Below are 20,402 nucleotides of genomic sequence, written 5' to 3' on the forward strand. Positions count from 1 at the left end.
GGGATCAATGCCCTCCGGCCTTGGCGCCTTTGCGCGGCGGTTGCATGGCCAGAGCCAGCACTGCCAGTCCTGCAAACAACAGGGTGATCAGGGTAAAGACATCGATAAAGGACATCACCGTGGCCTGCTGCGATATGCGGGCGGCCATGTATTTGAGCGCGCCCGTCTCTCCATCCACGCCATTGAGGCTCAACAGGGAAGAGATGAGATCAAGCTGTCTGAGGGCCTCGGCATTGGACCAGTTTAAAGCCTCACGCAGATGGGCGCTGTGCAACGCATTGCGGTCGGTGAGCAATGTATTGATGACAGCCAGCCCGACAGCCCCGCCAAGATTGCGCATGAGGTTGTAGAGGCCGGATGCGTTCTTCATCTTGTCGGGCGGCAGCGTGCCCAGTGCGAGGTTGTTGATGGGCACCATGCAGATCATCAAGGATATGCCACGCAGGATTTGCGGAGCGAGCAATTCGTTGAAATCCCAGTCTGCAGTCATGCCTGTCAGCATCCATGAGGAGGTCGCAAAGCCGATGAACCCCGCCAGAAGCATCACGCGCAGATCGAGTTTCGAGGCCAGTGTCCCTGCAATCGGAGCGGTCATGAACATGGCCAGACCGGAGACGAAAACCGTCTCCCCGATCATCAGGCTGTCATAGCCCCTGATTTGCGCGAGATAGAGCGGGTAGAGATAGGTCATGCCATAAAGGCCGATCCCCATCACAAAGCTGAACACGGAGCCGACGGCGAAGTTCACATTGCTAAAGGCGGAGAAATCCACCACAGGGTTCTTGCGCGTGAACGCCCTCCAGAAGGTTATAATCCCGCCGACAATCATCACGACGAACAGCCCCGCGACAAGTTCATCGTCGAACCAGTCATTTCCCGGACCCTCTTCCAGAACATATTCCATAGCTCCCAGAAAACAGGCCAGCGCCCCAAGACCGATCCAGTCGAAATTGTCGAACAGGGACCAGTTGGGTTTGTCAAAGTCGATCAGGACAAAGGCCCCGATGGTGACGGCAATGCCCGCAGGGACATTGACCAGAAAGAGCCAGTGCCAGCTAAGCGTATGGCTGAGATAGCCACCCACGGTCGGTCCCACGGTGGGGGCCAGCGTGGCAATCAGGCCGATCATGGGGGACACCACGTTGCGCTTGGAGGCCGGAAAGATCGTAAAGGCGGCGGCGAAGACGGCAGGGATCATGCCGCCGCCGAGAAAGCCCTGAACCGCGCGCCAGAGGATCATTTCATTGATACTGCCTGAGGTGGCGCAGAGAAAGGAGGCCACGGTAAACCCCGCTGCCGAGGCGGCAAAGAGGTAGCGTGTGGACATCATCCGGCCAAGCAGTCCCGACAAGGGGATCATGATGACCTCCGCAATCAGATAGGCGGTCTGCACCCAACTGATTTCATCGGCAGAGGCACCGAGCCCCGCCTGAATTTCCGGAAGGGAGGCGGAGACGATCTGGATGTCGAGAATGGCCATGAACATGCCGAAGACCATGACCAGAAAGGCCGCCACGCGACGCGGGGTGACCTTTGGTTCGACGGCTTCTGCGGCGGCGGTCATTTGCTTGCCTGTGCCAGATTTGTGCCTGTATCAGCGGGTGTGGTGCGTTCGTCCACCTCGACCACAACCGACAGGCCGGCACGCAGGCCCTCGACCATATCGGGCAGCATGATGCGCACGGGCACACGTTGCACAATCTTGGTGAAGTTGCCGGTGGCATTGTCCGTAGGCAGGAGCGAAAAGATGGAGCCGGTCGCCGGAGAAACAGAGGCCACACGCCCTTCGATCTCCTCGCCCCCCATCGCATCCACCCGCACTAAGGCGGTTTGGCCGGGGGTGATGCCGTCAAGCTGGGTTTCCTTGAAATTGGCTTCGATATAGAGCCCGTGATCGGGAACAACGGCGGCAAGGCTTGCGCCAACGCTCACAAGCTCACCGGCCTCAATGGCAATATTGGCCACGGTGCCATCGAAAGGTGCGCGCAAGACCGTATGGTCGAGATCGCGCTGTGCCTTGGCGACGTTGAGTTCGAGGGTGCGGCGGTTGGAATCGGTTTCCGCACGCTGGGCCTTGAGCACATCGATTTCCGCTTTTGCCCCTGTGATGGCGGCTTGGGCGGCGGCGCGGTTGGCGCGGGCTGTGGCCAAGGCTTCGTTGGCATCATCAAGGCTGGCTTGCGAGCTAACCTTGCGTTCGTTCAAATCCTGCGCACGTTTCTGTGCGGTCTTGGCGGTTTGATAGGCGGCTTCCGCGGCGGCCAGTTCGGCTTCGACCTGTGTGACGGTCGCTTCTGCCGCAATGATCTGCGCATCAATCCGCGCCAGTGTTTGATCCAGAGAGTCGAGATTGGCCTGTGCCTGAGCCCAGGCGATATTATAGTCGCTGTCGTCGATGCGGACCAGAACATCGCCTTTGGAGACGTGTTGGTTTTCCTTGACCGGAATCTCCGCCACATAGCCTTGCAGCTTGGCCGAGACCAGAGACACATCGGCCTGCACATAGGCGTCATCGGTCTCGATCATGAACCGTCCATGTGTCCACCAGTTCATCCCCGTATATCCACCTGCCAGAAGTGCTGCGACGGCGATGGACCCGAGAATGATTTTTTTGCGCCCGCTTTTCGGCGCTTCGGACTCCATAGGGGAGGGGGAGGCGTTTTGTGTCATGAGTGAAGGCTTCCGGTTTCAGGAATGAGTGCGTTGGGCTGTTCGTTATCGAACCAGTTGGTTCGACAGCAATTAGGGCGAAGGGAAAACAAAATCAAGCCTTCATCGAACCGATTGGTTCGACTATATTCAGAACATGAGTGATGAATGTCCCGAGTCTCCGGCTTGCCCTGCGCAACAGGGTGAAGCGACCACAAAGAAATGCCGGCATCCTGCGGGCAAAGATCCCGAAAAACGTCGCCAGATCCTGAGCGGTGCGTGGCAGGTCTTTATCGATCAGGGCTTTGACGCCGCCACGATGAACGGAATTTGCAAGGCGGCAGGCGTGTCCAAGGGGACGCTCTATGTCTATTTCAAGAACAAGGAAGACCTCTTTGTCGCTCTGGTCGAAGACCGGCGGGAGGCTTTTTTCGCGGGCATTATCGAGCGACTTGAAGACGCGGGAACGATAGAGGATCACCTACTGGCCTATGCCTCTGGCCTGTCCATGCAGGTCAATTCCGAAAATGTCATCCGCGCGCAACGCATTGTCATCAGTGTGGTGGAGCGGATGCCCGATCTCGGTGCGCGGTTCTATGATGCCGGTGCGCGATACTTCCCTGGCCATCTGGCCGAGTTTTTGCGCACGGAGACCGAGGCGGGACATCTCGCCGTGCCTGATCCGGAGTTTGCGGCCGCGCAGTTTATCGAACTCGCCACCGCCGGAACATGGCGCGCACGCATTTTCGGGCGTCGGCGCACGGAGCCTTCGACAGAAGAAATCACCCGCACCGCCAAAGAAGCCGTGCGGATGTTCATGGCGACCTATGGCGTGTGATCTGCCTTGAACGGGCGCAATAGGCGAAAAAGAATATCCTTCCGGTTCTCGCGCTCCGGCCAAGACAGTTTTTCCGAAAAGTGATGCGACACAAATCCCTCTCATGCACAGCGGCACAGATGCGGAACTTTGTCTGGTCACAACGGGTCTGGCAGTAAGGGCCTTTCCTTGACCTCTCACGCGATCGGGTCGAGATGCCTTGAAAACCCGTTTGGATGAAGAGGCTTCGCATGACCTTGAACATGATTTCTATCGCGGCGGCTTCGGTTGCCCTCTCCGCCAGCGTCGCTATGGCAGCAGACCTTGGCCCGCTGGTCACCCCCATCGAATTGAACACGGCACTCGAAGACACGAAGGTCGCGCCTGTCCTTCTCGACATTCGGGGCGATGCCTATAGCAAAGGCCATATCGAAGGCGCCGTGTCTGCGCCATACAGCCTGTTTCGCGGACCGGCAGAGAACCCCGGCCAGATCGTGCCCGTCGAGACGCTTGAGGACACTTACGAACAACTCGGGCTGACGCTGGATCAGTCGGTGGTGATTGTGACCGATGGCAAGACGGATAGCGATTTCGGTGCGGCTGCACGGGTATATTGGACCCTGAAAAGCTCCGGTTTCGAACAGCTGTCGATTCTGAACGGCGGGGAACTGGCATGGGTCAATGCGGGGCTTCCCGTGTCCACAGATGCTGTGGAGCCCGTGCCGACAGAACTTTCCATCACATGGGACAATAGCTGGACGGCAGAGACCGATGATGTGCAGAATGTCGTCAGCGGTGCGACGGATGCCCTCTTGCTTGATGCACGCCCTGCGGCATTTTTCGAGGGCAAACAGGCGCATGCTGCTGCCGCCCGTCCGGGGACACTTCCGGGGGCGAAAGACTACCCCTACACCAATTTCTTCCGGCCTGATGCCTCCGCGATCTCGGCCGTGTCCTATAAGCCGGAGATGAAAGAGACCTTGGGTCTCAGTGACGGCCAAGACGTGATTTCCTTTTGCAACACAGGCCATTGGGCGGCGACAAACTGGTTTGCTCTCAGTGAGCTGGCGCAACTGGATCAGGTGAAGCTCTATCCCGGCTCTATGGTCGAATATTCGAACATGGGTGGCGAGATGGCGAATGCTCCCGGTCTCATCGAAAACCTGTTCAACCAGTTTCGCGGAGGCAACTGATGACTCAGGCTGTTTCTCCTGATCTGCGGCTGGAAGCTGGCAGCGGCGTGATCTCGCGCCGTGCGGCTTTGGTTGTGGCCGCATTGGTGAGTGTGGCGCTTGTCGCGGTGTTTGTCGGCGCGCGCTACGGGCTTTTGCTGGCCGTCGGGCTCGGGTTCGGCGTGGTGCTGGAAGGAATGCGCTTCGGCTTTGCCGGTCCGTGGCGTGCGATGATCCTGCGGCGTGAACCTTCGGGGATGCTGGCGCAGCTTCTGGCGATTGCTCTGGTCTCTGTGGTGGCCATCCCGCTGCTCTCCGCACACCCCGGTGAGTTGGTCGGCGCACAGGCCGCTGTCGGATTTGCGATGGTCGGCGGCGCGTTCGTCTTCGGGGCCTGTATGCAGATTTTGCTGGGCTGTGGGTCCGGCACTTTGGTGAATGCGGGCAGCGGCAATCCCATTGCGGTTTTCGCCCTGCCGTTTTTCTGCATCGGTAGCTTTTTCGGTGCTTATGGTCTGGTCTGGTGGACGTCGCTCGGGGCCTTGCCGATCCTGCAATTCCGCGGCATGACGGGGCTTGGCCTGACTCTGGTGTTGCTGGCCATTTCCGCCGCCATCGTGCTTTGGCGCGCGGCTCCCGGCACCGTGCGTCTGAGCCGCCGTCACGGCATCGCAGCAATCGTGCTTGCGGCTCTGGCGATTGGCAATCTCGTGGTTGCGGGGCAGCCTTGGGGCGTCGTCTATGGTCTGGGCCTTTGGACCGCGAAAGTTGCCACTGTAGCGGGTGCGGACTTGTCCGGTTCGGCCTTTTGGGCGGCATCAGGTTCCGTTGAACGGGTGCAATCGAGCCTGCTGACCGACTACACCTCTTTGACCGACATCGGCCTGATCGCCGGTGCCTTCGGTGTTGCCGCATGGCGGCGCGGCGGTTTGACCGCGAAATTGCCAAGCTATCCCGCCCGCGCCTGGATCGCGACCATGGTGGTCGGTTTCCTTCTCGGCTATTCGTCACGGCTTGCGTTCGGTTGTAATGTAGGGGCGTTCTTTTCGGGGATTTCAACAGGCAGCCTGCACGGCTGGGTCTGGTTCATCGCTGCATTTGCAGGGGCATTCGTCGGCATCCGCTTGCGGCCCCTTCTGGGACTGGAGGCGCGCGCATGACACGTCGTTTTACTGCAACTCTTGCCATTGTCGGCCTGTTTCTTCTCGTCGGGTTTGACCTGATGAGCGCCCCCCCCAACCCCTATCAGGCTCCGCCCGCCTTGGCGCTTGGCTCGGGGATTGCCGCCTCGGGCGGGTTCTGCGGCGCGCTGCCCGATTAAACACGCTGTCCGACCGAACACCGAGCAAATCGGCCCGCCCCAAGAGATCGCCTTTGGCTGTCTCGGGGCGGGCTTTTCTTATGCGCCCACATATGGCCCGTCGCTATTGGAATTTACGGAACGCGGAGATCAGGGACCAGAGGATCAGCACCGCTGTCAGCACGACAAAGACACAGGCGATGGGGCGTTCGATAAAGACCATCGGATCGCCACGGGAAATGAGCATGGCGCGGCGCAGGTTGGTTTCGATCAACGGCCCAAGCACGAAGCCGAGCAGCAAGAGCGCAGGGCTGAATTTCGCCCGCGACAGGGCATAACCGATGATGCCAATGCCCGCGACCATCGCAATGTCGAAGCTGGAGCCGCGCACCGAATAGACCCCCATCGAAATGAACACGATGATGGCCGGATAGAGCCAGCGAAACGGAATGCGCAGCATGTTCACCCAAATGCCGATCAGCGGCAGGTTGATGAAAAGCAGAAACAGATTGCCGATGGCAAAGCTGGCAACCAGCCCCCAGAACATGTCGGGACTGTTCTCCAGCATCATCGGACCGGGCTGCACCCCGTGGATTACCAGAGCGCCGAGCATGAGTGCCATGATCGGATCCCCCGGAATGCCCAGCGTCAGTGTCGGCACAAAGGCCGAGATTGAGGCGGAATTGTTCGCTGCTTCAGGGCCGGAGATGCCTTCGATCTGGCCGGTGCCGAATTTCTTCGGCTCGCGGGAGACGCGACGTTCCAATGCGTAGCTGAGAAAGGAGGAAATTGTTGAACCGGTGCCCGGAAGTGCACCGAAAAAGCTGCCTAGGGTGCTTCCGCGCAGGATCGGGGCAGGGAGGCGTTTGAGTTCCGCGCGAGAGGGGAGCAGTTCCCGCAAGGGGATGCGGGCGACGGGGGTGCTGCGCTCTGTGTTGCGGATGTTGGAAATCACTTCCGCCGCACCGAAAAGCCCCATAGCCAGCGCCACAAGGTTGACCCCGTCCATGAGTTCCGTGCGCCCGAAGGTGAACCGCTGAAGGCCGGAGTTCACATCCGTCCCGATCACGCCAATGATCAGGCCGAGGACAACCATCGCCAAGTTCTTGGCTGGACGACCAGAGCCGACCGTGGAGGCCGCGACCAGCCCCATAATCATCATCGCCGCATAATCCGCCGCACCGAATTTTGTCGCTACGCCGCTCAGCCATTCGGCCAGAAAGATCAGCACAATGATCCCGAGCATCGAGCCCGAGAATGACGAGATCATGGAGGTAAATAGCGCAAGCCCAGCCCGACCGTTCTGTGCCATCGGGTAGCCGTCGAGCGTGGTTACCGCCGATTGCGGCGTTCCGGGAAGGCGCAGCAGGATGGAGGCCACCGCCCCGCCATATTGCGCCCCGTAATAGACCCCCGCCAGCATGACCAACGCGGCTTCTGAAGATACATAGTAGGTGATCGGCAATAGCAACGTGATTGCGGCCATCGCTCCGATGCCGGGCAGGACGCCGACGAATGTGCCGAGGATCGCGCCGAACAGGCTATAGACGAGGACAGAGGGATGCAGGGCAACGGACAAGCCGTGCATCAGGCCTTCGAACGTGGTCATATCAACGGCTCCATGGCCAGACGGGGATTGGCATTTGCAGCGCCAGAATAAAGACACCTGCGGCCAGAAGCGTGATGACCGCCGATAGAACCACACGCCACAGGATGCCTTTGTGTGGGGCAACGGAGCTTGCCAGAAGGACGGTGATTGCTGTTGTCAGCAATAGCCCGACACGGTCCAGCGCGAAGCCGAAGAACAAAAGCGAGGCCGCAACGGCAAGTGTTTCACGCCACGCGAGCGGTTTTGCCTCGGTCTTGCGCCACCATGCGGGCAGGCCGATGATCAACCCCAGACCGAAGAGGACCACGCCAAGCACGATCGGGAAGAACCCCGGCCCCATGCGCCGCAGATCGCCCATGTCATACTGGACAGAGGCATAGGCTGCGACGCCAAGCCCGAGCAGGGCGAGAATCCCGCCCCACAGCACATCGTCAATATCACGTCGCATCGGCGGCCCTCTTTCGTGGCGTTACTGGCGCGCTTCGATCCCGTCGATCACAGCACCCCAAAGGGCAGTATCATCTGCAATGCGCGTGGCAAATTCTTCGGTGCTGCCCGGCTGGACCTGCCAGCCCATAGCCAGAAGCTTGTCGGCCACTTCGGGCATCGCGAGGATTTCCACGATTTCACTGTTCAGACGCTCGATGATTTCGGGATCGGTTCCGCTCGGTGCGATGAAACCGTTCCAGAGCTCGGCGCGGAAATCTTCCGGCAAATTCGCCTGACCGGCCATAACGGGAACGTCGGGAAGGCTGGGGAAGGGGGCGTTGGAGGTGATGCCCAGAATTTTCATCTTGCCTGCTTCGACATGGGGCATTGCTGCGGAAGGTGCCATGAAGCCACCGTCGATTTCGTGACCGATGATGGAGGTCGTGACCTCTGCGTAGCTTTGGAACGGGATGTGATAGAGGTCCACACCCGCTTCATTTGCAAACAACTCGGCGGTCAGATGCGCACCGGAACCGTGACCCACGGAGCCATAGGCAATATCACTGGGGTTTTCCGTGGCTTGCTCGATGAATCCTGCGACCGTGTCGGCCGGAAAATCGCTCGTGACGCCCAGAACCAGCGGGCTTGTGGCGATCAGGGCCACAGGCGCGATGTCCGTGGCGGGATCATAACTGAGATCTTCTACAAGACGCTGCGCAGTGGTCAGCGGTCCGTTGATCGTCACGGCAAAGCTCAACCCGTCGTTTTTGTCGGCGAGCATTTGTTGCACGCCGATGACACCACCGGCACCGGGTTTGTTTTCCACCACAACAGGCTGCCCCAGCGCATCGGCCAAAGGTTCGGCCACGAGACGGGCGATGGTGTCAGGCGACGATCCGGCCGGAAAGCCTACATAAAGATGCAGAGGAGCAGACGGCCAGTCTTCGGCGGCCAGCGGTCCTGCGGCACAGATGGCAGCAAGGGCGATACAGCTCAAGTTGCGGTGATGAAACATAAGAACTTCCTCCAATAATTTAGGGGGTTCTTTCTTTTTCCAGCCAAAGTGTCAATCAACCGTGCATGTTTTTTATGCACGAGGGCCTTGTTCACGGTTGTATTGCAGCGATTTCCAGTGAAATTCGTGCAAAACCGGCAATTTTTCATAGGCTGAACAGGTCCAATTTTCCGCTGCGCCATGCCTCACGTGACCGAGGCGTGGGGTGGTGGCCGTTGAGATTGCGATCACTTTTTTCATGAGATGTCTTGTCTTCTGCCGCGGAATACTTTTCCTTCTGCGCAGAGTTGCCCCACGTTACGACCGTTGCGCATTACGCACTCCAACGTCCGGCAAAGATGGAAAACCTACCCACAGGAGGTCTTTATGAAACTTACCACTGCTTTGTCTGCGCTGGCCCTGCTCGTGGCTGCACCGACGGCATTCGCCGCCGATGTGCCAGAAGGCACGGTGCTTTCCGAGAACCAGACCTATACGTTCTGGCTTCTGGACGCGATCAAGTCGATGGACCCGCAAATCAACACCGATGTTGAAGGCTCCGATGTTCTGCGTAACCTTTTTGAAGGCCTCTATAACGAAGATGCCAAAGGCGCTTTGGTGCCGGCAGTGGCGTTGAACCATGACCTGTCCGAAGATGGCCTGACCTACACATTCCACTTGCGCCCCGAGGCGGTCTGGTCGGATGGCAAGCCTGTGACCGCAGGTGATTTCGTGTATGCGTGGCGTCGTCTGGCCGATCCGGAAACCGCATCGGAATATGCGTGGTACATGGAGCTTATGCAGGTGAAAAACGCCGCCAAGGTCACGGCAGGTGAAGTGCCGCCGTCAGAGCTTGGCGTGAAAGCAATTGATGATCATACGCTTGAAGTGACGATCGAGACGCCGCTGCCCTATTTCCCGCAGATGCTGGTGCATGCCTCTACCTTCCCTGCGCGTCAGGATGTGATCGAAAAATTCGGCTCGGACTGGACGAAACCGGAAAATATGGTGACTAACGGGGCGTACACTCTCACCGAGCATATTCTTGGCGAGCGGGTCGAGATGGACAAATCCGATACCTATTGGGATGCGGATAAAACAGTGATGACCCATCTCACCGGGCTGACCGTCAATGACCTGAATCAGGCTTTGACACGCTATCTGGCCGGTGAACTGGACCGTGTTAACATTCCCGCAGGCCAGTATCCGCGCCTGAAAAAGGAATATCCCGACGAGGCAACCTCGCTGCCGTATTCCTGTTCCTACATTTACATGATGAACCTGTCGGACAAGGGACCCGAAGCACTCAAGGATGTGCGTGTGCGCAAGGCGTTGTCCTATGCCATGAACCGCGATGTCGTGGTAAACAACATCCTGCAAGGTGGTCAGCATCCGGCCTATAGCTGGACCCATTGGGCGACAGCGGGCTTTGAAATGCCCGAGATCGACTATGCGAGCTGGACTCAGGAAGAGCGCAACGAGAAAGCCAAAGAGCTTTTGGCCGAAGCAGGTTATGGCCCTGACAACCCGCTTGATCTGACGTTGAACTACAATACCTCTGACGACCACAAGAAGATTGCCATCGCTGCGCAGCAATTCTATCGCCCGCTTGGCATCAACCTGACGCTCAACAACATGGAGTGGAAGGTGCATACCGACAAGATGCAGAGCCAGGATTTCGATCTGGCGCGCTATGCGTGGTGCGGCGACTATAACGAGGCGTCGACTTACCTCGACCTGTTCACCTCATACTCGGGGCACAACAGCGGCAAGTTCTATAACGAAGAATATGATGCGCTGATGAAAGAGTCGAAAACAGCCGAGGACCCGCAGCATCTCTACACGCAAGCGGAGCAAATTCTGGCCGAGGAAATGCCGGCGGTTCCGATTTATCACTATGCGAAAGTGGATATGATCTCTTCGGATATCAAAGGTCTGCCGACGGAGAACGTGATGCAAACATGGTACGGCAAAGACCTCTACCGTGTCGCGGAATGATCCGGATCGTATAAATCAGGCAGGACGCGGGGATATCTCCCGCGTCCACCCATAGGAAAAACCGTATGATCGTCTACATTCTCAAGCGTCTGGCGATTGCCATTCCGACGCTGCTCTTGCTGATTGTGTTTTCTTTCCTGCTGATGCATGCGGCCCCCGGTGGGCCCTTCACGCAGGAACGTGAACTGCCTGCACAGGTGCTTGCCAATCTCAACGCCAAATATGGTCTCGACCAGCCGCTGTGGAAACAGATCTGGAATTACATCTGGGGCATTGTCGCGCATTTCGATTTCGGGCCGTCCTTTGTCTATAAGGATCGCACCGTGAACGAGATCATCGCGCAGGGCTTTCCGGTGACGCTGACATATGGCGGGGTTTCGTTTGTGGTGGCGGTGCTCGCCGGAGTGACGCTGGGTGCAGTCGCGGCGGTCAAGCACAACACCATTATCGACTATTTCGCCGTGGGCATTTCCATCGGTGCGCAAGTGTTGCCGAATTTCGTCATGGCCCCGATCCTTGTGATTGTCTTCACACTGTTTCTGGGCTGGCTGCCCGGTGGGGGCTGGCGCTTTTCCGATCCGTCCTACTGGATCATGCCGGTAATCGCGCTTTCTACCTCCTATATGGCCTCGATTGCGCGGATCATGCGCTCCTCCATGCTTGAGGTGCTCAATTCCAACCACATCCGCACTGCCCGCGCCAAAGGGTTGCCGGGGCATCGCGTGATCTGGCGTCATGCACTCAAGCCCGCGCTTTTGCCGGTGATTTCCTACCTCGGGCCGGCCTTTGTGGCGATGATTACAGGGTCTGTGATTGTGGATATCTATTTTTCCACCGGAGGCATCGGCAAAGCCTTTGTCGATAGCGCTTTGAACCGTGACTACGCCGTGATGATGGGGGTGACGATCCTCGTCGGCGCACTCACCATTCTTTTCAACCTCCTCGTCGATATCATCTACGGATGGATCGACCCGAAAATCCGGTATTAAGCCATGGTCATCGACAGTGAGAAAATGAAGTCTCTGGCCGAAGCCACCTCCCGCGAGGACGTGGTTGGCCGTTCCCTCTGGGCCGATGCGCGGCGCAGGTTCTTTCGCAACAAGGCAGCGATATTCGGTTTGATCCTGTTGGTTTTCGTCAGCCTTTTTGCGCTTTTCGGCAATTTTGTCGCGCAATGGTCCAATGAGGAAATCGATTTCGCCGTCATGGGGATGGTGGCCGAACAGGGTGGGCCGTCGCTGGCCAACGGACACTATTTCGGCACGGATGATCTGGGGCGCGATCTGTTCGCCCGCACGGTGCAGGGAACGCAAATTTCGCTGGCTGTGGGGATCATCGGCTCTGCCATCGCAGTGGTGGTCGGCACGATCTATGGTGCCACCGCGGGTTATTTTGGCGGACGGATCGACAACATCATGATGCGGACCGTCGATATCCTTCTGGCGATCCCCTATATGTTCGTGCTGATCCTGCTTCTGGTCATGTATGGCCGATCCATCACCATGCTTTTCGTTGGAGTGGGCCTTATTTCTTGGCTGGAAATGAGCCGAATTGTGCGCGGGCAAACCCTAACCCTCAAAGGGCGCGAATATATCGAGGCTGCGCGCGCCATCGGTGTGCCTGCACCGGTGATTATCCGCCGCCACATCCTGCCCAACCTGATCGGTGTCGTGACAGTCTTTGCCACGCTTCTGGTTCCCAACATGATCCTGACCGAAAGTTTCATTTCTTTCCTTGGTCTCGGTGTGCAGGAGCCGATGACGTCACTCGGTGCGTTGATCTCTGAAGGATCCGGAACAATTTCCTACGGCACGCTTTGGCAACTGGCCTTCCCACTTCTTTTCTTCGTTCTCACGCTGTTCGGCTTTTTCTTTGTCGGTGACGGGCTGCGGGACGCTTTGGACCCGAAGGATCGTTAAACATGGCGCTTCTGGACGTTAAAAACCTCTCTGTTCAATTTGATACACCTGAGGGAAACATTCACGCCGTCAACGGGGTGAGCTTTGCTTTGGAACAGGGCGAGACCTTGGGTATTGTAGGGGAAAGCGGCTCGGGAAAGAGCCAGCTCAACTTTGCGCTTCTGGGACTTTTGGCCCGCAATGGCCGAACCTCGGGGCAGGCGATCTTTGAGGGACAAGACCTCTTGTCGATGTCGGAACGCGACCTCAACAGGATACGTGCCAATCGTATCGCTATGGTCTTCCAAGACCCGATGACCTCTCTCAATCCCTATATGCGCATATCCGAGCAAATGGCCGAGGTGCTTATGCTGCACAAAGGGCTGTCCAAACGCGCGGCGATTGCCGAAAGCGTCGATATGCTCGATGCGGTGAAAATTCCGGATGCAAAGAACCGCGTGCGGCTCTACCCGCACGAGTTCTCAGGCGGGATGCGTCAGCGGGTGATGATCGCCATGTCATTGCTCTGTCGCCCAGACATCCTCATTGCGGACGAACCAACTACCGCGCTTGATGTGACGGTGCAGGCACAAATCATGGAGCTTCTGGCCGAGTTGCAACGGGAGTTCGGCATGGCGACAATCCTGATTACCCATGACCTTGGTGTGGTGGCAGGGTTCTGTGAGCGGGCTATCGTGATGTATGGTGGCCGGATCATGGAAGAGGCACCGGTCGATCCACTTTTTGAAAGTCCGAGCCATCCCTATACACGGGGACTTCTGGACGCGATTCCGAGAGTGGATGAGGATCAGGACGCGCTGCGCGCGATCCCAGGAAACCCGCCCAATATGACGGGAATGCCGCGGGGCTGTCCCTTCGCACCGCGCTGCGAGAGCGTCATGGAAGCGTGCTGGAGCAGGGCACCCGAGCTTGTGAACTTTGCGCCGGGTCGGACCCGCGCCTGTTTTCGCCCTGTCGAGGAGATCGTCGCATGAGCCGTCCGTTAATCGAGGCCCGTGATCTGCGGGTGACATTTGAAATCCGACGTCCCTCCGATCTGCCGTGGACCCCTCCGGCGTTGCTCAAGGCCGTAAACGGCGTGAGCTTTTCGCTAGAGGCCGGACAGACGCTTGGCATTGTGGGGGAGAGCGGTTGCGGCAAGTCTACGCTGGCGCGTGCGCTCATTCGTATGCTGCCTGCGACCGGTCAGGTGATCTGGGAGGATGGCACCGATCTTCTGACATTGTCCCCGCGTCAGATGTTGCAATATCGTTCGCGTATCCAGATGATCTTTCAGGACCCGCTGGCTTCGCTCAATCCGCGTATGACTGTGGGTGACATCATCGCCGAACCGCTGCGGACACATCGCCCCGACATGAGTGCGAAAGAGCGCAATGAAAAAGTGCGTGCCGTGATGGAGCGTGTGGGACTTTTGCCCAATCAGGTAAACCGCTACCCGCACGAGTTTTCCGGCGGACAGTGCCAACGCATCGGCATCGCGCGGGCTCTGGTGGTCGAACCGAAACTGTTGATCTGCGACGAGCCGGTTTCTGCGCTTGACGTCTCTATTCAGGCGCAAGTCGTGGGTCTGCTTGAAGAATTGCGCCGTGAATTGGGGCTGACGATTATTTTCATCGCCCACGATCTTTCCGTGGTGAAGCATCTCTCTGATGAGGTGATGGTGCTTTATCTCGGACGCATGATGGAAAAGGCCAGTTCTGACGACTTGTTTGCCGATCCGCGACATCCCTATACGCAAGCACTCTTGTCTGCCGTGCCGATCCCCGATCCGAAAATCGAGAGGAACAAGACGGTGATCCCCCTCGAAGGTGATCTGCCTTCTCCTATGGCACCGCCCAAAGGCTGTGTTTTCCGCACCCGTTGTCCTAAGGCGCAAGCAATCTGCGAGACTGTGCCAGAGACGCAAATGCTGGGCACTCACGCCACGGCCTGTCATTTTGCGGCTGCGCCGGTTGAGGCATAACTGACGGATCATGAGCGTGCCGCCAGCACGGATTGATAGAGCGCGAGATAGTCGTGGGCCATGCGTCGTGTGGTGAAATGCGCGGCCACATGGGCGCGGGCGGTGGCGCGGTCGAGTGTGCTGACCTGCTCCACCGCGCGGATGGCTTCTGTGGGCGTGTCGACAAGAAAGCCTGTTTGACCGTCACGGATCAGTTCAGGCATGGAGCCGCGCGGGTAGGCGATCACAGGCGTGCCACAAGCCATCGCCTCCACAACCGACAGGCCGAAGGGTTCGTCAAAGCCGATGAGATGCAGCAACGCCTTAGCCGCTCCGAGCGCCTTGGCGCGTTCGGTGCCACCGACCGGACCATGCCAGAGAATTTGCCCGTCATTGAGGTGAGGTCGCACATGGGCGTCGAAATAGTCCTGATCCTGAATGATGCCGTAGATGTGGAGCCGGTGCCCTGTCGCACGGGCCACCTCGATGGCGTCTTTGGTTCCCTTGTCGGGATGGATACGCCCGAAAAACAGCAGGTCCTCGCTGCCGACGGGATCAAAGGGGAAATCCTCCATCTTGATGCCGTGGTGGATCGTGGCAGCATAGCGCAGGTCCGGATGCCGGTCTGCTTCGCTGATGGCGACGAAATGCACTTGGTCCTCGAAGGGTTTATACATCGGCAGGATGCGCTCGGAGGAAAAGCCGTGAATGGTTGTCACGACCGGCGTTTCGACCAGAGGGGCAAAGGCATGGGCGGGGAAATCGGCCTGATTGTGGATGATGTCGAAATCACCGGCTTTGGAGAACACATGCGACAGATGCCGGTATTCCCAGACCTTCGGATCAATTGACGGATCTTCGCTATAGGGGGCGGGGACAACCGCATCGAGACGGGCGGAGGTCTGGCTGTCCTTGGTGGCGAACAGAGTCACATCAACGCCCAATGCCACCAGTTCCTCCGTCAGCAAATGCGTCAGAAGCTCCCAAGGGCCGTAGTGCCTTGGCGGGGTGCGCCACGCGATCGGGGCAAGCATGGCTATACGCATCGGCCTGCCCCTTGCTGTGTTATGTGGACATCTTTCTGCGGCATGGTTCAGACCAGAGAGGCCAAAAGGTCATCGACGCGGATCGTGGCAAAGCCGATGGAACTGTCCGCGATGCCGAAGGGCACAAAGAGATGTTCGCCATGCACCAGAGCGCCGCAGGTGTAGACCACATTCGGCACATAGCCTTCGCGCCCCGCATCCGAAGGAGAGAGTAGCGGCACTTGTGAGCGTCCCAGAACGCGGGAGGGGTCCTGCCTGTCCAACAGCATGGCGCCGATGCAGTATTTGCGCATAGCGCCCACCCCATGCGTGAGCAACAGCCAGCCTTGCTCCAGCTCAATCGGCGCACCACAGTTTCCGATCTGGATCAGTTCCCACGGGAAACGTGGTCCAGCGAGTTTCTCGCCTTCGCCCCAATGGGTAAGATCGTCCGAGCGGATAAGGAAAATATTTTCCCGATCCTGCCGCCCGATCATGACATATTGCCCGCCAATCCTGCGCGGGAACAATGCCATGCCCTTGTCCCTTGAGGCCGGACCGCTCATGCGGCGGAGTTCGAATTGATGGAAGTCGTGCGTGACCATCAGTTCGGAGGCAATGTCGTGCCCGCTCCATGCGGTATAGGTGCCGCAATAGAACTGGTTTTCACCATCGTGGAACTGCACCAGACGCAGGTCTTCCAGCCCGCCCCTTTGGGCCTGTGTCACCGGAAAGAGCACGGTTTCGTTCATCGGCCCGTCGCTTTCGCGTATCAGGCTTATCCTCTCCTCGGTGATCTCATGCGGACGGGCCGCGACCGCAAATTCGGAAGGTTCGACCAACTGCATATCACAATCCGCACTCAGCACCCCTTCGCGGAAGGTGATCGACGAGATATGCCCTTCTCCGACCGCACGCAGTGACATGAGAAAGCGCAATTCGCCGGGGTTCAGCCCCGTCTGGTCGGGATGGGGCACGACGCTCGGGTTCATCAGTGCTGCGGCCTGATAGGAATACTCGTGACAGAAATATGCCCCGATCAATGCGCGTTCGGCCTCACGGGTTGCGGCGGTGAGGCCGAGGTCATGGGCGATGGAGTCGTATCGCGCCTCGAAATACTCGCGAACCTTGCGGTGACGGGTCTCGAAATCCGAGAGCACAAAGGACAGTTCCGCCTGAATGGTGCGGTTGTCCATGTTCCGCACGGTCTCGACGATCCGTCTGGCGCGGGCATCCACCGAGGGATCAATGGCGCGCCCTTTCGGCGGGAGCGGATAGGCGCGCACGACGACACGTTCGGCATTGGGATGGAGACGTTGGGGAAGAAGATTGACGCAAACCATATCATCCTCGCACGACAGTCGGTTTGACAGGCTGGATTTTCGGAAGACGTTTCAACCGCTGGATTTCCAAGGCCGCGAACTGGAAGGCGAGGATCGACTCGGCACCCTGATTGAGGTTGACCCGATCCACTTCCAGCCCGTCGAAACAGCCGCCATTGGACGTGGCCATGCGCAGCCCCAGATCATTGAGGCCGAGATACCAGTCAAAGGCCGCCTTGGCCCGCGTCAGCCAGACGGGGTGGCCGGTCACCTCATGCGCTGTGGCGCAGGCACCAATCATGGCCCAGGCTTCCAGCGGTTGCTGGTCAAAGGGGCGGGGCCGCTCATGTGGGCGACCGAAACTCTCCGTGCCGACAGGGCGGAACACCCCATTCACGCCGGTCTGCACCTCCGCCAACCAGTTAAGGGCATCTACCCCGTCCTGAATCATATCCTCCCGCTCAAGCAACCGCCCCGTAGAGATCAGGGCTTCGGGCAGGCGTGCATTGTCATAGGAGAGGCTCGGCTCGAACCAGTTCCAGTCCGTGTGCCGTTCTGCTTTCAGCCGCGTGTGAAGCTCTGTGGCAAACCGGTTCACCATGGTCTGTGCGACACGGTGCCCCGGATAGACCGAAAGCCAACTGATCAGCCCCAGAAGAGCAAAGGCCCGCGCGCGTAGTGCCGACAGGGATTGGCTGGCAGGGATCACTTTTTCGGTCAACCCCGTCGCCCAGAGTTTCACGCCTTGGTCGTCACTGTCGGCCACCACGCGGCCAAGCGCCCAGAGTGCGCGACCGTGGCTGTCTTCGGAACCTTGTGTCTCAAGCCAGTTGCGCCGGTAATCCATGAAATTGCGGAATACGGAGGTCTCTTCGTTCCACGCGTCCTCCACAAACGCGGCGCAGGTGTCGATGATGCGGTTCGCGCGGTCGGTCTCGATCCCTTCGGCTTTCATATCGACGGCGAGCATCAAGGCGCGGGCGTTGTCGTCCAGACAATATCCGTGCTGACGGTGGGGGACCGAGGCCCTGCTGTGTTGCAACATGCCGCAGCCATCCACCATCCGGTCCACCGCCCGAAGCGTCGAGACATTCGGGATATTCATGCCGGAACGCAGGCTATGGACCGCTGTTGTGGGGCGGCGTACGCCACGGGCCTCTCCCAAGAGACCGAGGTAGCCGCGTGCCACTTCGGGCCAGATCATATGCCGTCCGGCCTCGTAGGCGCGGGCGCGCATCTGGTCGCGGCGGGCGGGATCGTCCAGCAAAGCGCCGATGCTTTCGGCCAGTGCTCTGGAATCTGCAAAGGGCACAAGCACGCCAGTGTCCTGCGCCAGCAATTCCGTCGCGTGCCAATAGGGTGTCGATACCACCGCCTTGCCGCGCCCGACCGCATAGGCCAGTGTGCCGGAGGTGATCTGCGCTTCGTGCAAATAGGGCGTGACATAGATGTCGGCCGCAGACAGCCATGCCTGTAACGTCGGGGTGTCCACATATTGATTGACGAACCGCAAGTGTTCCCAGACCCCCGCCGCTTTCGCCTGTGCCGTGAGCCGGTCGCGGTAGGCTTCGCCCTCAGCCGCCAGAAGATGCGGATGGGTGGCGCCGAGAATGACATAGGTCAGGTCCGGATGGTCGCGCACCAGATCGGGCAGGGCCGCGATCATATGTTCCAGCCCTTTGTTGGGGGACAAAAGTCCGAAGGTGAGAATGACCTGCCGCCCGTCCAAACCGAAACGGTGCTTCTGGAATGCGGGATCAAGGAAGGGCAGGTCGGGGATGCCGTGGGGGATCACAGCGATCCGCGTATCGGGAATATTCCAGTGCTCCGTCAACAATGCGCGGCCCTTTTCGGCCATGACCACCAGTCGGGCGGAATGCGATGCCAGCGCGTCCATGACACGACGCTCGTCGGGATTGGGATCCGTCAAAACGGTGTGCAGCGTCGTGACAAGCGGCGCGCGGAGTCTTTCGGTCAGTTCTAGCAGATAGTCGCCGGAGGCCCCGCCAAAAATGCCGAACTCGTGTTGTAGCAGGACCACGTCCGGATTCAGCGCGTTGAGATGGTCGGCAGCGGCGCGATAGGCGTCACGGTGATCCTGTGCAATCTCGTAGTCCACGTCCGGCGGATAGGCATATGTCTGCCCCGGATCCGTCATCGCAACTGTGGTGATCCTCAGCGTGGGGTCCGCCGCAATCAGGGCGGACCGGAGATCGGCCGTAAAGGTTGCAATGCCACATTGGCGCGGCGGGTAATTCCCGATCAAGGCGATGTGGCGCACTGGTGATGGTGTATCTGTCATTTTCGGGCCCTCCATAGTGTTTCGTCATCCGTGGTGCACGCCACCGGTTCCGCGAGGATCAGCACTGTCGGTTCCGTCGTGTGCACAGGCATCGCATCGGTGAAGTCCCAGCATTGGTGCGGGGCATAGGGCTCGGTTCCGAAACTGCCGCGGCCCTCGGCCACCATGACGCTCGCGCGCGGAGCGACCAACATGCTGCGCTGATCGGGGGCGAGCATCTCATGGGTGATCTGGAAAGGAGCTGTGCCATTCGGCATCGGAGTCAGAGGCTGCGGATCGAGGATGGCCTCCTGGAGCGCCTGATCGAGATGCAATTCCCGCGGACGGCCATAGTCGAAAAGGCGCCATGTGACATCGCTGGGTTCCTGCACTTCGACCACGGTCAATCCCGGTCCGAGTGCATGGATGGTCCCCGCCTCGACAAAGAAGGTATCTCCGACAGCCGGTTCGATCCGGCGCAGCATGTCAGGGAGGCTGCCGTCTTGCGCGGCGCGTCGGATGTCTTCGGGAGTGGCTGACTCCTTCAACCCGAGCTGGAGATATGCGCCGGGTTTGGCATCGGCAATATACCACCATTCATGTTTGCGACCGGGGCCGCGCTGCGGGTGGATTTGCACGGACAGAGGTTCGCTGGTCTGGAGCCATTTGAGGACAAGACCGCTGGTGTCCGATTTGAAAATGACTTCGCCCAAGGGCTGGGCGCTGTCCGGTGCCCAAAGGCCGTCACGACGGCCCCAAGGTTTGGCTCTATACTCTGGCGTCAGTTTGACGTTGGTTGGAGCTGGTTGTGAGTTCTGACCTGTACTTGTGTGTTGCGTATCTATCAACATCGACTCAGTGTCCCTAACAGATGACGATGATGTGAGTGGTGAAAGTCTGACGTCGCCGGAATTCGGCGATGGACCTTCTAAATAAAGTAAGCTC

General features: G+C 58.9%; 19 protein-coding genes. 9 read left to right on the forward strand and 10 right to left on the reverse strand.

Going from position 1 to position 20,402, the window contains the following annotated elements:
• Positions 1–4: 4 nt before the first annotated feature.
• Positions 5–1,564 (reverse strand): DHA2 family efflux MFS transporter permease subunit, encoded by a 1,560-nt coding sequence (locus tag KO492_RS11650; protein ID WP_216045110.1) that lies wholly within the window; start codon positions 1,562–1,564, stop codon positions 5–7.
• Positions 1,561–2,670: an HlyD family secretion protein gene (locus KO492_RS11655; protein ID WP_216045111.1), complete on the reverse strand. Its 1,110-nt coding sequence runs from the start codon at positions 2,668–2,670 to the stop codon at positions 1,561–1,563. The genes KO492_RS11650 and KO492_RS11655 overlap by 4 nt, the downstream gene beginning before the upstream one ends.
• Before the next feature lie 136 nt (positions 2,671–2,806).
• On the opposite strand from KO492_RS11655, the gene KO492_RS11660 reads away from it, so the two are divergent.
• The 4 genes from KO492_RS11660 to KO492_RS11675 all read left to right on the forward strand — a co-directional run bounded on the left by KO492_RS11660 (position 2,807) and on the right by KO492_RS11675 (position 5,959).
• Complete coding sequence (locus tag KO492_RS11660) at positions 2,807–3,487, forward strand: TetR/AcrR family transcriptional regulator (protein WP_216045112.1); 681 nt, start codon at positions 2,807–2,809, stop codon at positions 3,485–3,487.
• Between the two features lie 230 nt (positions 3,488–3,717).
• Positions 3,718–4,659, forward strand: a complete 942-nt coding sequence (locus KO492_RS11665) for a sulfurtransferase (protein WP_216045113.1) — start codon at positions 3,718–3,720, stop codon at positions 4,657–4,659.
• Positions 4,659–5,798, forward strand: a complete 1,140-nt coding sequence (locus KO492_RS11670; RefSeq protein ID WP_216045114.1) for a YeeE/YedE family protein — start codon at positions 4,659–4,661, stop codon at positions 5,796–5,798. Before KO492_RS11665 ends, KO492_RS11670 begins: the two co-directional genes overlap by 1 nt.
• On the forward strand, positions 5,795–5,959 hold the full coding sequence (locus KO492_RS11675; protein WP_216045115.1) for a hypothetical protein: 165 nt from the start codon (positions 5,795–5,797) through the stop codon (positions 5,957–5,959). The genes KO492_RS11670 and KO492_RS11675 overlap by 4 nt, the downstream gene beginning before the upstream one ends.
• 103 nt (positions 5,960–6,062) lie before the next feature.
• Here KO492_RS11675 and KO492_RS11680 read toward each other — a convergent pair whose 3' ends face one another.
• The 4 genes from KO492_RS11680 to KO492_RS11695 form a co-directional block, all read right to left on the reverse strand.
• Positions 6,063–7,547, reverse strand: a complete 1,485-nt coding sequence (locus KO492_RS11680) for a tripartite tricarboxylate transporter permease (protein ID WP_216045116.1) — start codon at positions 7,545–7,547, stop codon at positions 6,063–6,065.
• Position 7,548: 1 nt separating this feature from the next.
• Complete coding sequence (locus tag KO492_RS11685) at positions 7,549–7,995, reverse strand: tripartite tricarboxylate transporter TctB family protein (RefSeq protein WP_216045117.1); 447 nt, start codon at positions 7,993–7,995, stop codon at positions 7,549–7,551.
• 21 nt (positions 7,996–8,016) lie between these two features.
• Positions 8,017–8,991, reverse strand: a complete 975-nt coding sequence (locus tag KO492_RS11690; RefSeq protein WP_216045118.1) for a Bug family tripartite tricarboxylate transporter substrate binding protein — start codon at positions 8,989–8,991, stop codon at positions 8,017–8,019.
• A gap of 72 nt (positions 8,992–9,063) precedes the next feature.
• Positions 9,064–9,231 (reverse strand): hypothetical protein, encoded by a 168-nt coding sequence (locus tag KO492_RS11695; protein WP_216045119.1) that lies wholly within the window; start codon positions 9,229–9,231, stop codon positions 9,064–9,066.
• Positions 9,232–9,357: 126 nt separating this feature from the next.
• Between KO492_RS11695 and KO492_RS11700 the strand changes: the two genes are divergently transcribed.
• The 5 genes from KO492_RS11700 to KO492_RS11720 all read left to right on the forward strand — a co-directional run bounded on the left by KO492_RS11700 (position 9,358) and on the right by KO492_RS11720 (position 14,850).
• Positions 9,358–10,968 carry a peptide ABC transporter substrate-binding protein gene (locus KO492_RS11700; RefSeq protein WP_216045120.1) on the forward strand — a complete coding sequence of 537 codons (1,611 nt, stop codon included), beginning with the start codon at positions 9,358–9,360 and terminating at the stop codon, positions 10,966–10,968.
• A gap of 65 nt (positions 10,969–11,033) precedes the next feature.
• Positions 11,034–11,957, forward strand: a complete 924-nt coding sequence (oppB, locus tag KO492_RS11705) for an oligopeptide ABC transporter permease OppB (RefSeq protein ID WP_216045121.1) — start codon at positions 11,034–11,036, stop codon at positions 11,955–11,957.
• A 24-nt stretch (positions 11,958–11,981) separates the two neighbouring features.
• Positions 11,982–12,887, forward strand: a complete 906-nt coding sequence (locus KO492_RS11710) for an ABC transporter permease (protein ID WP_252735510.1) — start codon at positions 11,982–11,984, stop codon at positions 12,885–12,887.
• 2 nt (positions 12,888–12,889) lie between these two features.
• Positions 12,890–13,861 (forward strand): oligopeptide/dipeptide ABC transporter ATP-binding protein, encoded by a 972-nt coding sequence (locus tag KO492_RS11715; RefSeq protein WP_216045123.1) that lies wholly within the window; start codon positions 12,890–12,892, stop codon positions 13,859–13,861.
• Positions 13,858–14,850 carry an ABC transporter ATP-binding protein gene (locus tag KO492_RS11720; protein WP_216045124.1) on the forward strand — a complete coding sequence of 331 codons (993 nt, stop codon included), beginning with the start codon at positions 13,858–13,860 and terminating at the stop codon, positions 14,848–14,850. The genes KO492_RS11715 and KO492_RS11720 overlap by 4 nt, the downstream gene beginning before the upstream one ends.
• A gap of 8 nt (positions 14,851–14,858) precedes the next feature.
• On the opposite strand, the gene KO492_RS11725 is transcribed toward KO492_RS11720, so the two are convergent.
• The 4 genes from KO492_RS11725 to KO492_RS11740 are packed head-to-tail and all read right to left on the reverse strand — an operon-like array spanning position 14,859 to position 20,308.
• Positions 14,859–15,875: a glycosyltransferase family 4 protein gene (locus tag KO492_RS11725; RefSeq protein WP_216045125.1), complete on the reverse strand. Its 1,017-nt coding sequence runs from the start codon at positions 15,873–15,875 to the stop codon at positions 14,859–14,861.
• Positions 15,876–15,922: 47 nt separating this feature from the next.
• On the reverse strand, positions 15,923–17,197 hold the full coding sequence (locus tag KO492_RS11730) for a glycoside hydrolase family 130 protein (protein ID WP_216045126.1): 1,275 nt from the start codon (positions 17,195–17,197) through the stop codon (positions 15,923–15,925).
• A gap of 1 nt (position 17,198) precedes the next feature.
• A complete protein-coding gene (locus KO492_RS11735) occupies positions 17,199–19,478 on the reverse strand; it encodes a glycosyltransferase family 4 protein (RefSeq protein WP_216045127.1) in 2,280 nt (759 codons plus the stop codon).
• Complete coding sequence (locus KO492_RS11740; protein ID WP_216045128.1) at positions 19,475–20,308, reverse strand: class I mannose-6-phosphate isomerase; 834 nt, start codon at positions 20,306–20,308, stop codon at positions 19,475–19,477. Before KO492_RS11740 ends, KO492_RS11735 begins: the two co-directional genes overlap by 4 nt.
• Between the last annotated feature and the right edge of the window lie 94 nt (positions 20,309–20,402).

The sequence above is a fragment of the Celeribacter halophilus genome, from assembly GCF_018860305.1.
GTDB lineage: Bacteria > Pseudomonadota > Alphaproteobacteria > Rhodobacterales > Rhodobacteraceae > Celeribacter > Celeribacter halophilus_A.

What these genes read in the sequence shown, in the direction of transcription:
- KO492_RS11660 (WP_216045112.1), top strand. Translation starts at nt 2,807, where the DNA reads ATGAGTGATGAATGTCCCGAGTCTCCGGCTTGCCCTGCGCAACAGGGT.
- KO492_RS11670 (WP_216045114.1), top strand. Translation starts at nt 4,659, where the DNA reads ATGACTCAGGCTGTTTCTCCTGATCTGCGGCTGGAAGCTGGCAGCGGC.
- KO492_RS11695 (WP_216045119.1), bottom strand. Translation starts at nt 9,231, where the DNA reads ATGAAAAAAGTGATCGCAATCTCAACGGCCACCACCCCACGCCTCGGT.
- KO492_RS11680 (WP_216045116.1), bottom strand. Translation starts at nt 7,547, where the DNA reads ATGACCACGTTCGAAGGCCTGATGCACGGCTTGTCCGTTGCCCTGCAT.
- KO492_RS11725 (WP_216045125.1), bottom strand. Translation starts at nt 15,875, where the DNA reads ATGCGTATAGCCATGCTTGCCCCGATCGCGTGGCGCACCCCGCCAAGG.
- KO492_RS11655 (WP_216045111.1), bottom strand. Translation starts at nt 2,670, where the DNA reads ATGACACAAAACGCCTCCCCCTCCCCTATGGAGTCCGAAGCGCCGAAA.
- KO492_RS11730 (WP_216045126.1), bottom strand. Translation starts at nt 17,197, where the DNA reads ATGGTTTGCGTCAATCTTCTTCCCCAACGTCTCCATCCCAATGCCGAA.
- KO492_RS11675 (WP_216045115.1), top strand. Translation starts at nt 5,795, where the DNA reads ATGACACGTCGTTTTACTGCAACTCTTGCCATTGTCGGCCTGTTTCTT.
- KO492_RS11690 (WP_216045118.1), bottom strand. Translation starts at nt 8,991, where the DNA reads ATGTTTCATCACCGCAACTTGAGCTGTATCGCCCTTGCTGCCATCTGT.
- KO492_RS11710 (WP_252735510.1), top strand. Translation starts at nt 11,982, where the DNA reads ATGAAGTCTCTGGCCGAAGCCACCTCCCGCGAGGACGTGGTTGGCCGT.
- oppB (WP_216045121.1), top strand. Translation starts at nt 11,034, where the DNA reads ATGATCGTCTACATTCTCAAGCGTCTGGCGATTGCCATTCCGACGCTG.
- KO492_RS11715 (WP_216045123.1), top strand. Translation starts at nt 12,890, where the DNA reads ATGGCGCTTCTGGACGTTAAAAACCTCTCTGTTCAATTTGATACACCT.
- KO492_RS11720 (WP_216045124.1), top strand. Translation starts at nt 13,858, where the DNA reads ATGAGCCGTCCGTTAATCGAGGCCCGTGATCTGCGGGTGACATTTGAA.
- KO492_RS11650 (WP_216045110.1), bottom strand. Translation starts at nt 1,564, where the DNA reads ATGACCGCCGCCGCAGAAGCCGTCGAACCAAAGGTCACCCCGCGTCGC.
- KO492_RS11735 (WP_216045127.1), bottom strand. Translation starts at nt 19,478, where the DNA reads ATGACAGATACACCATCACCAGTGCGCCACATCGCCTTGATCGGGAAT.
- KO492_RS11685 (WP_216045117.1), bottom strand. Translation starts at nt 7,995, where the DNA reads ATGCGACGTGATATTGACGATGTGCTGTGGGGCGGGATTCTCGCCCTG.
- KO492_RS11740 (WP_216045128.1), bottom strand. Translation starts at nt 20,308, where the DNA reads ATGTTGATAGATACGCAACACACAAGTACAGGTCAGAACTCACAACCA.
- KO492_RS11665 (WP_216045113.1), top strand. Translation starts at nt 3,718, where the DNA reads ATGACCTTGAACATGATTTCTATCGCGGCGGCTTCGGTTGCCCTCTCC.
- KO492_RS11700 (WP_216045120.1), top strand. Translation starts at nt 9,358, where the DNA reads ATGAAACTTACCACTGCTTTGTCTGCGCTGGCCCTGCTCGTGGCTGCA.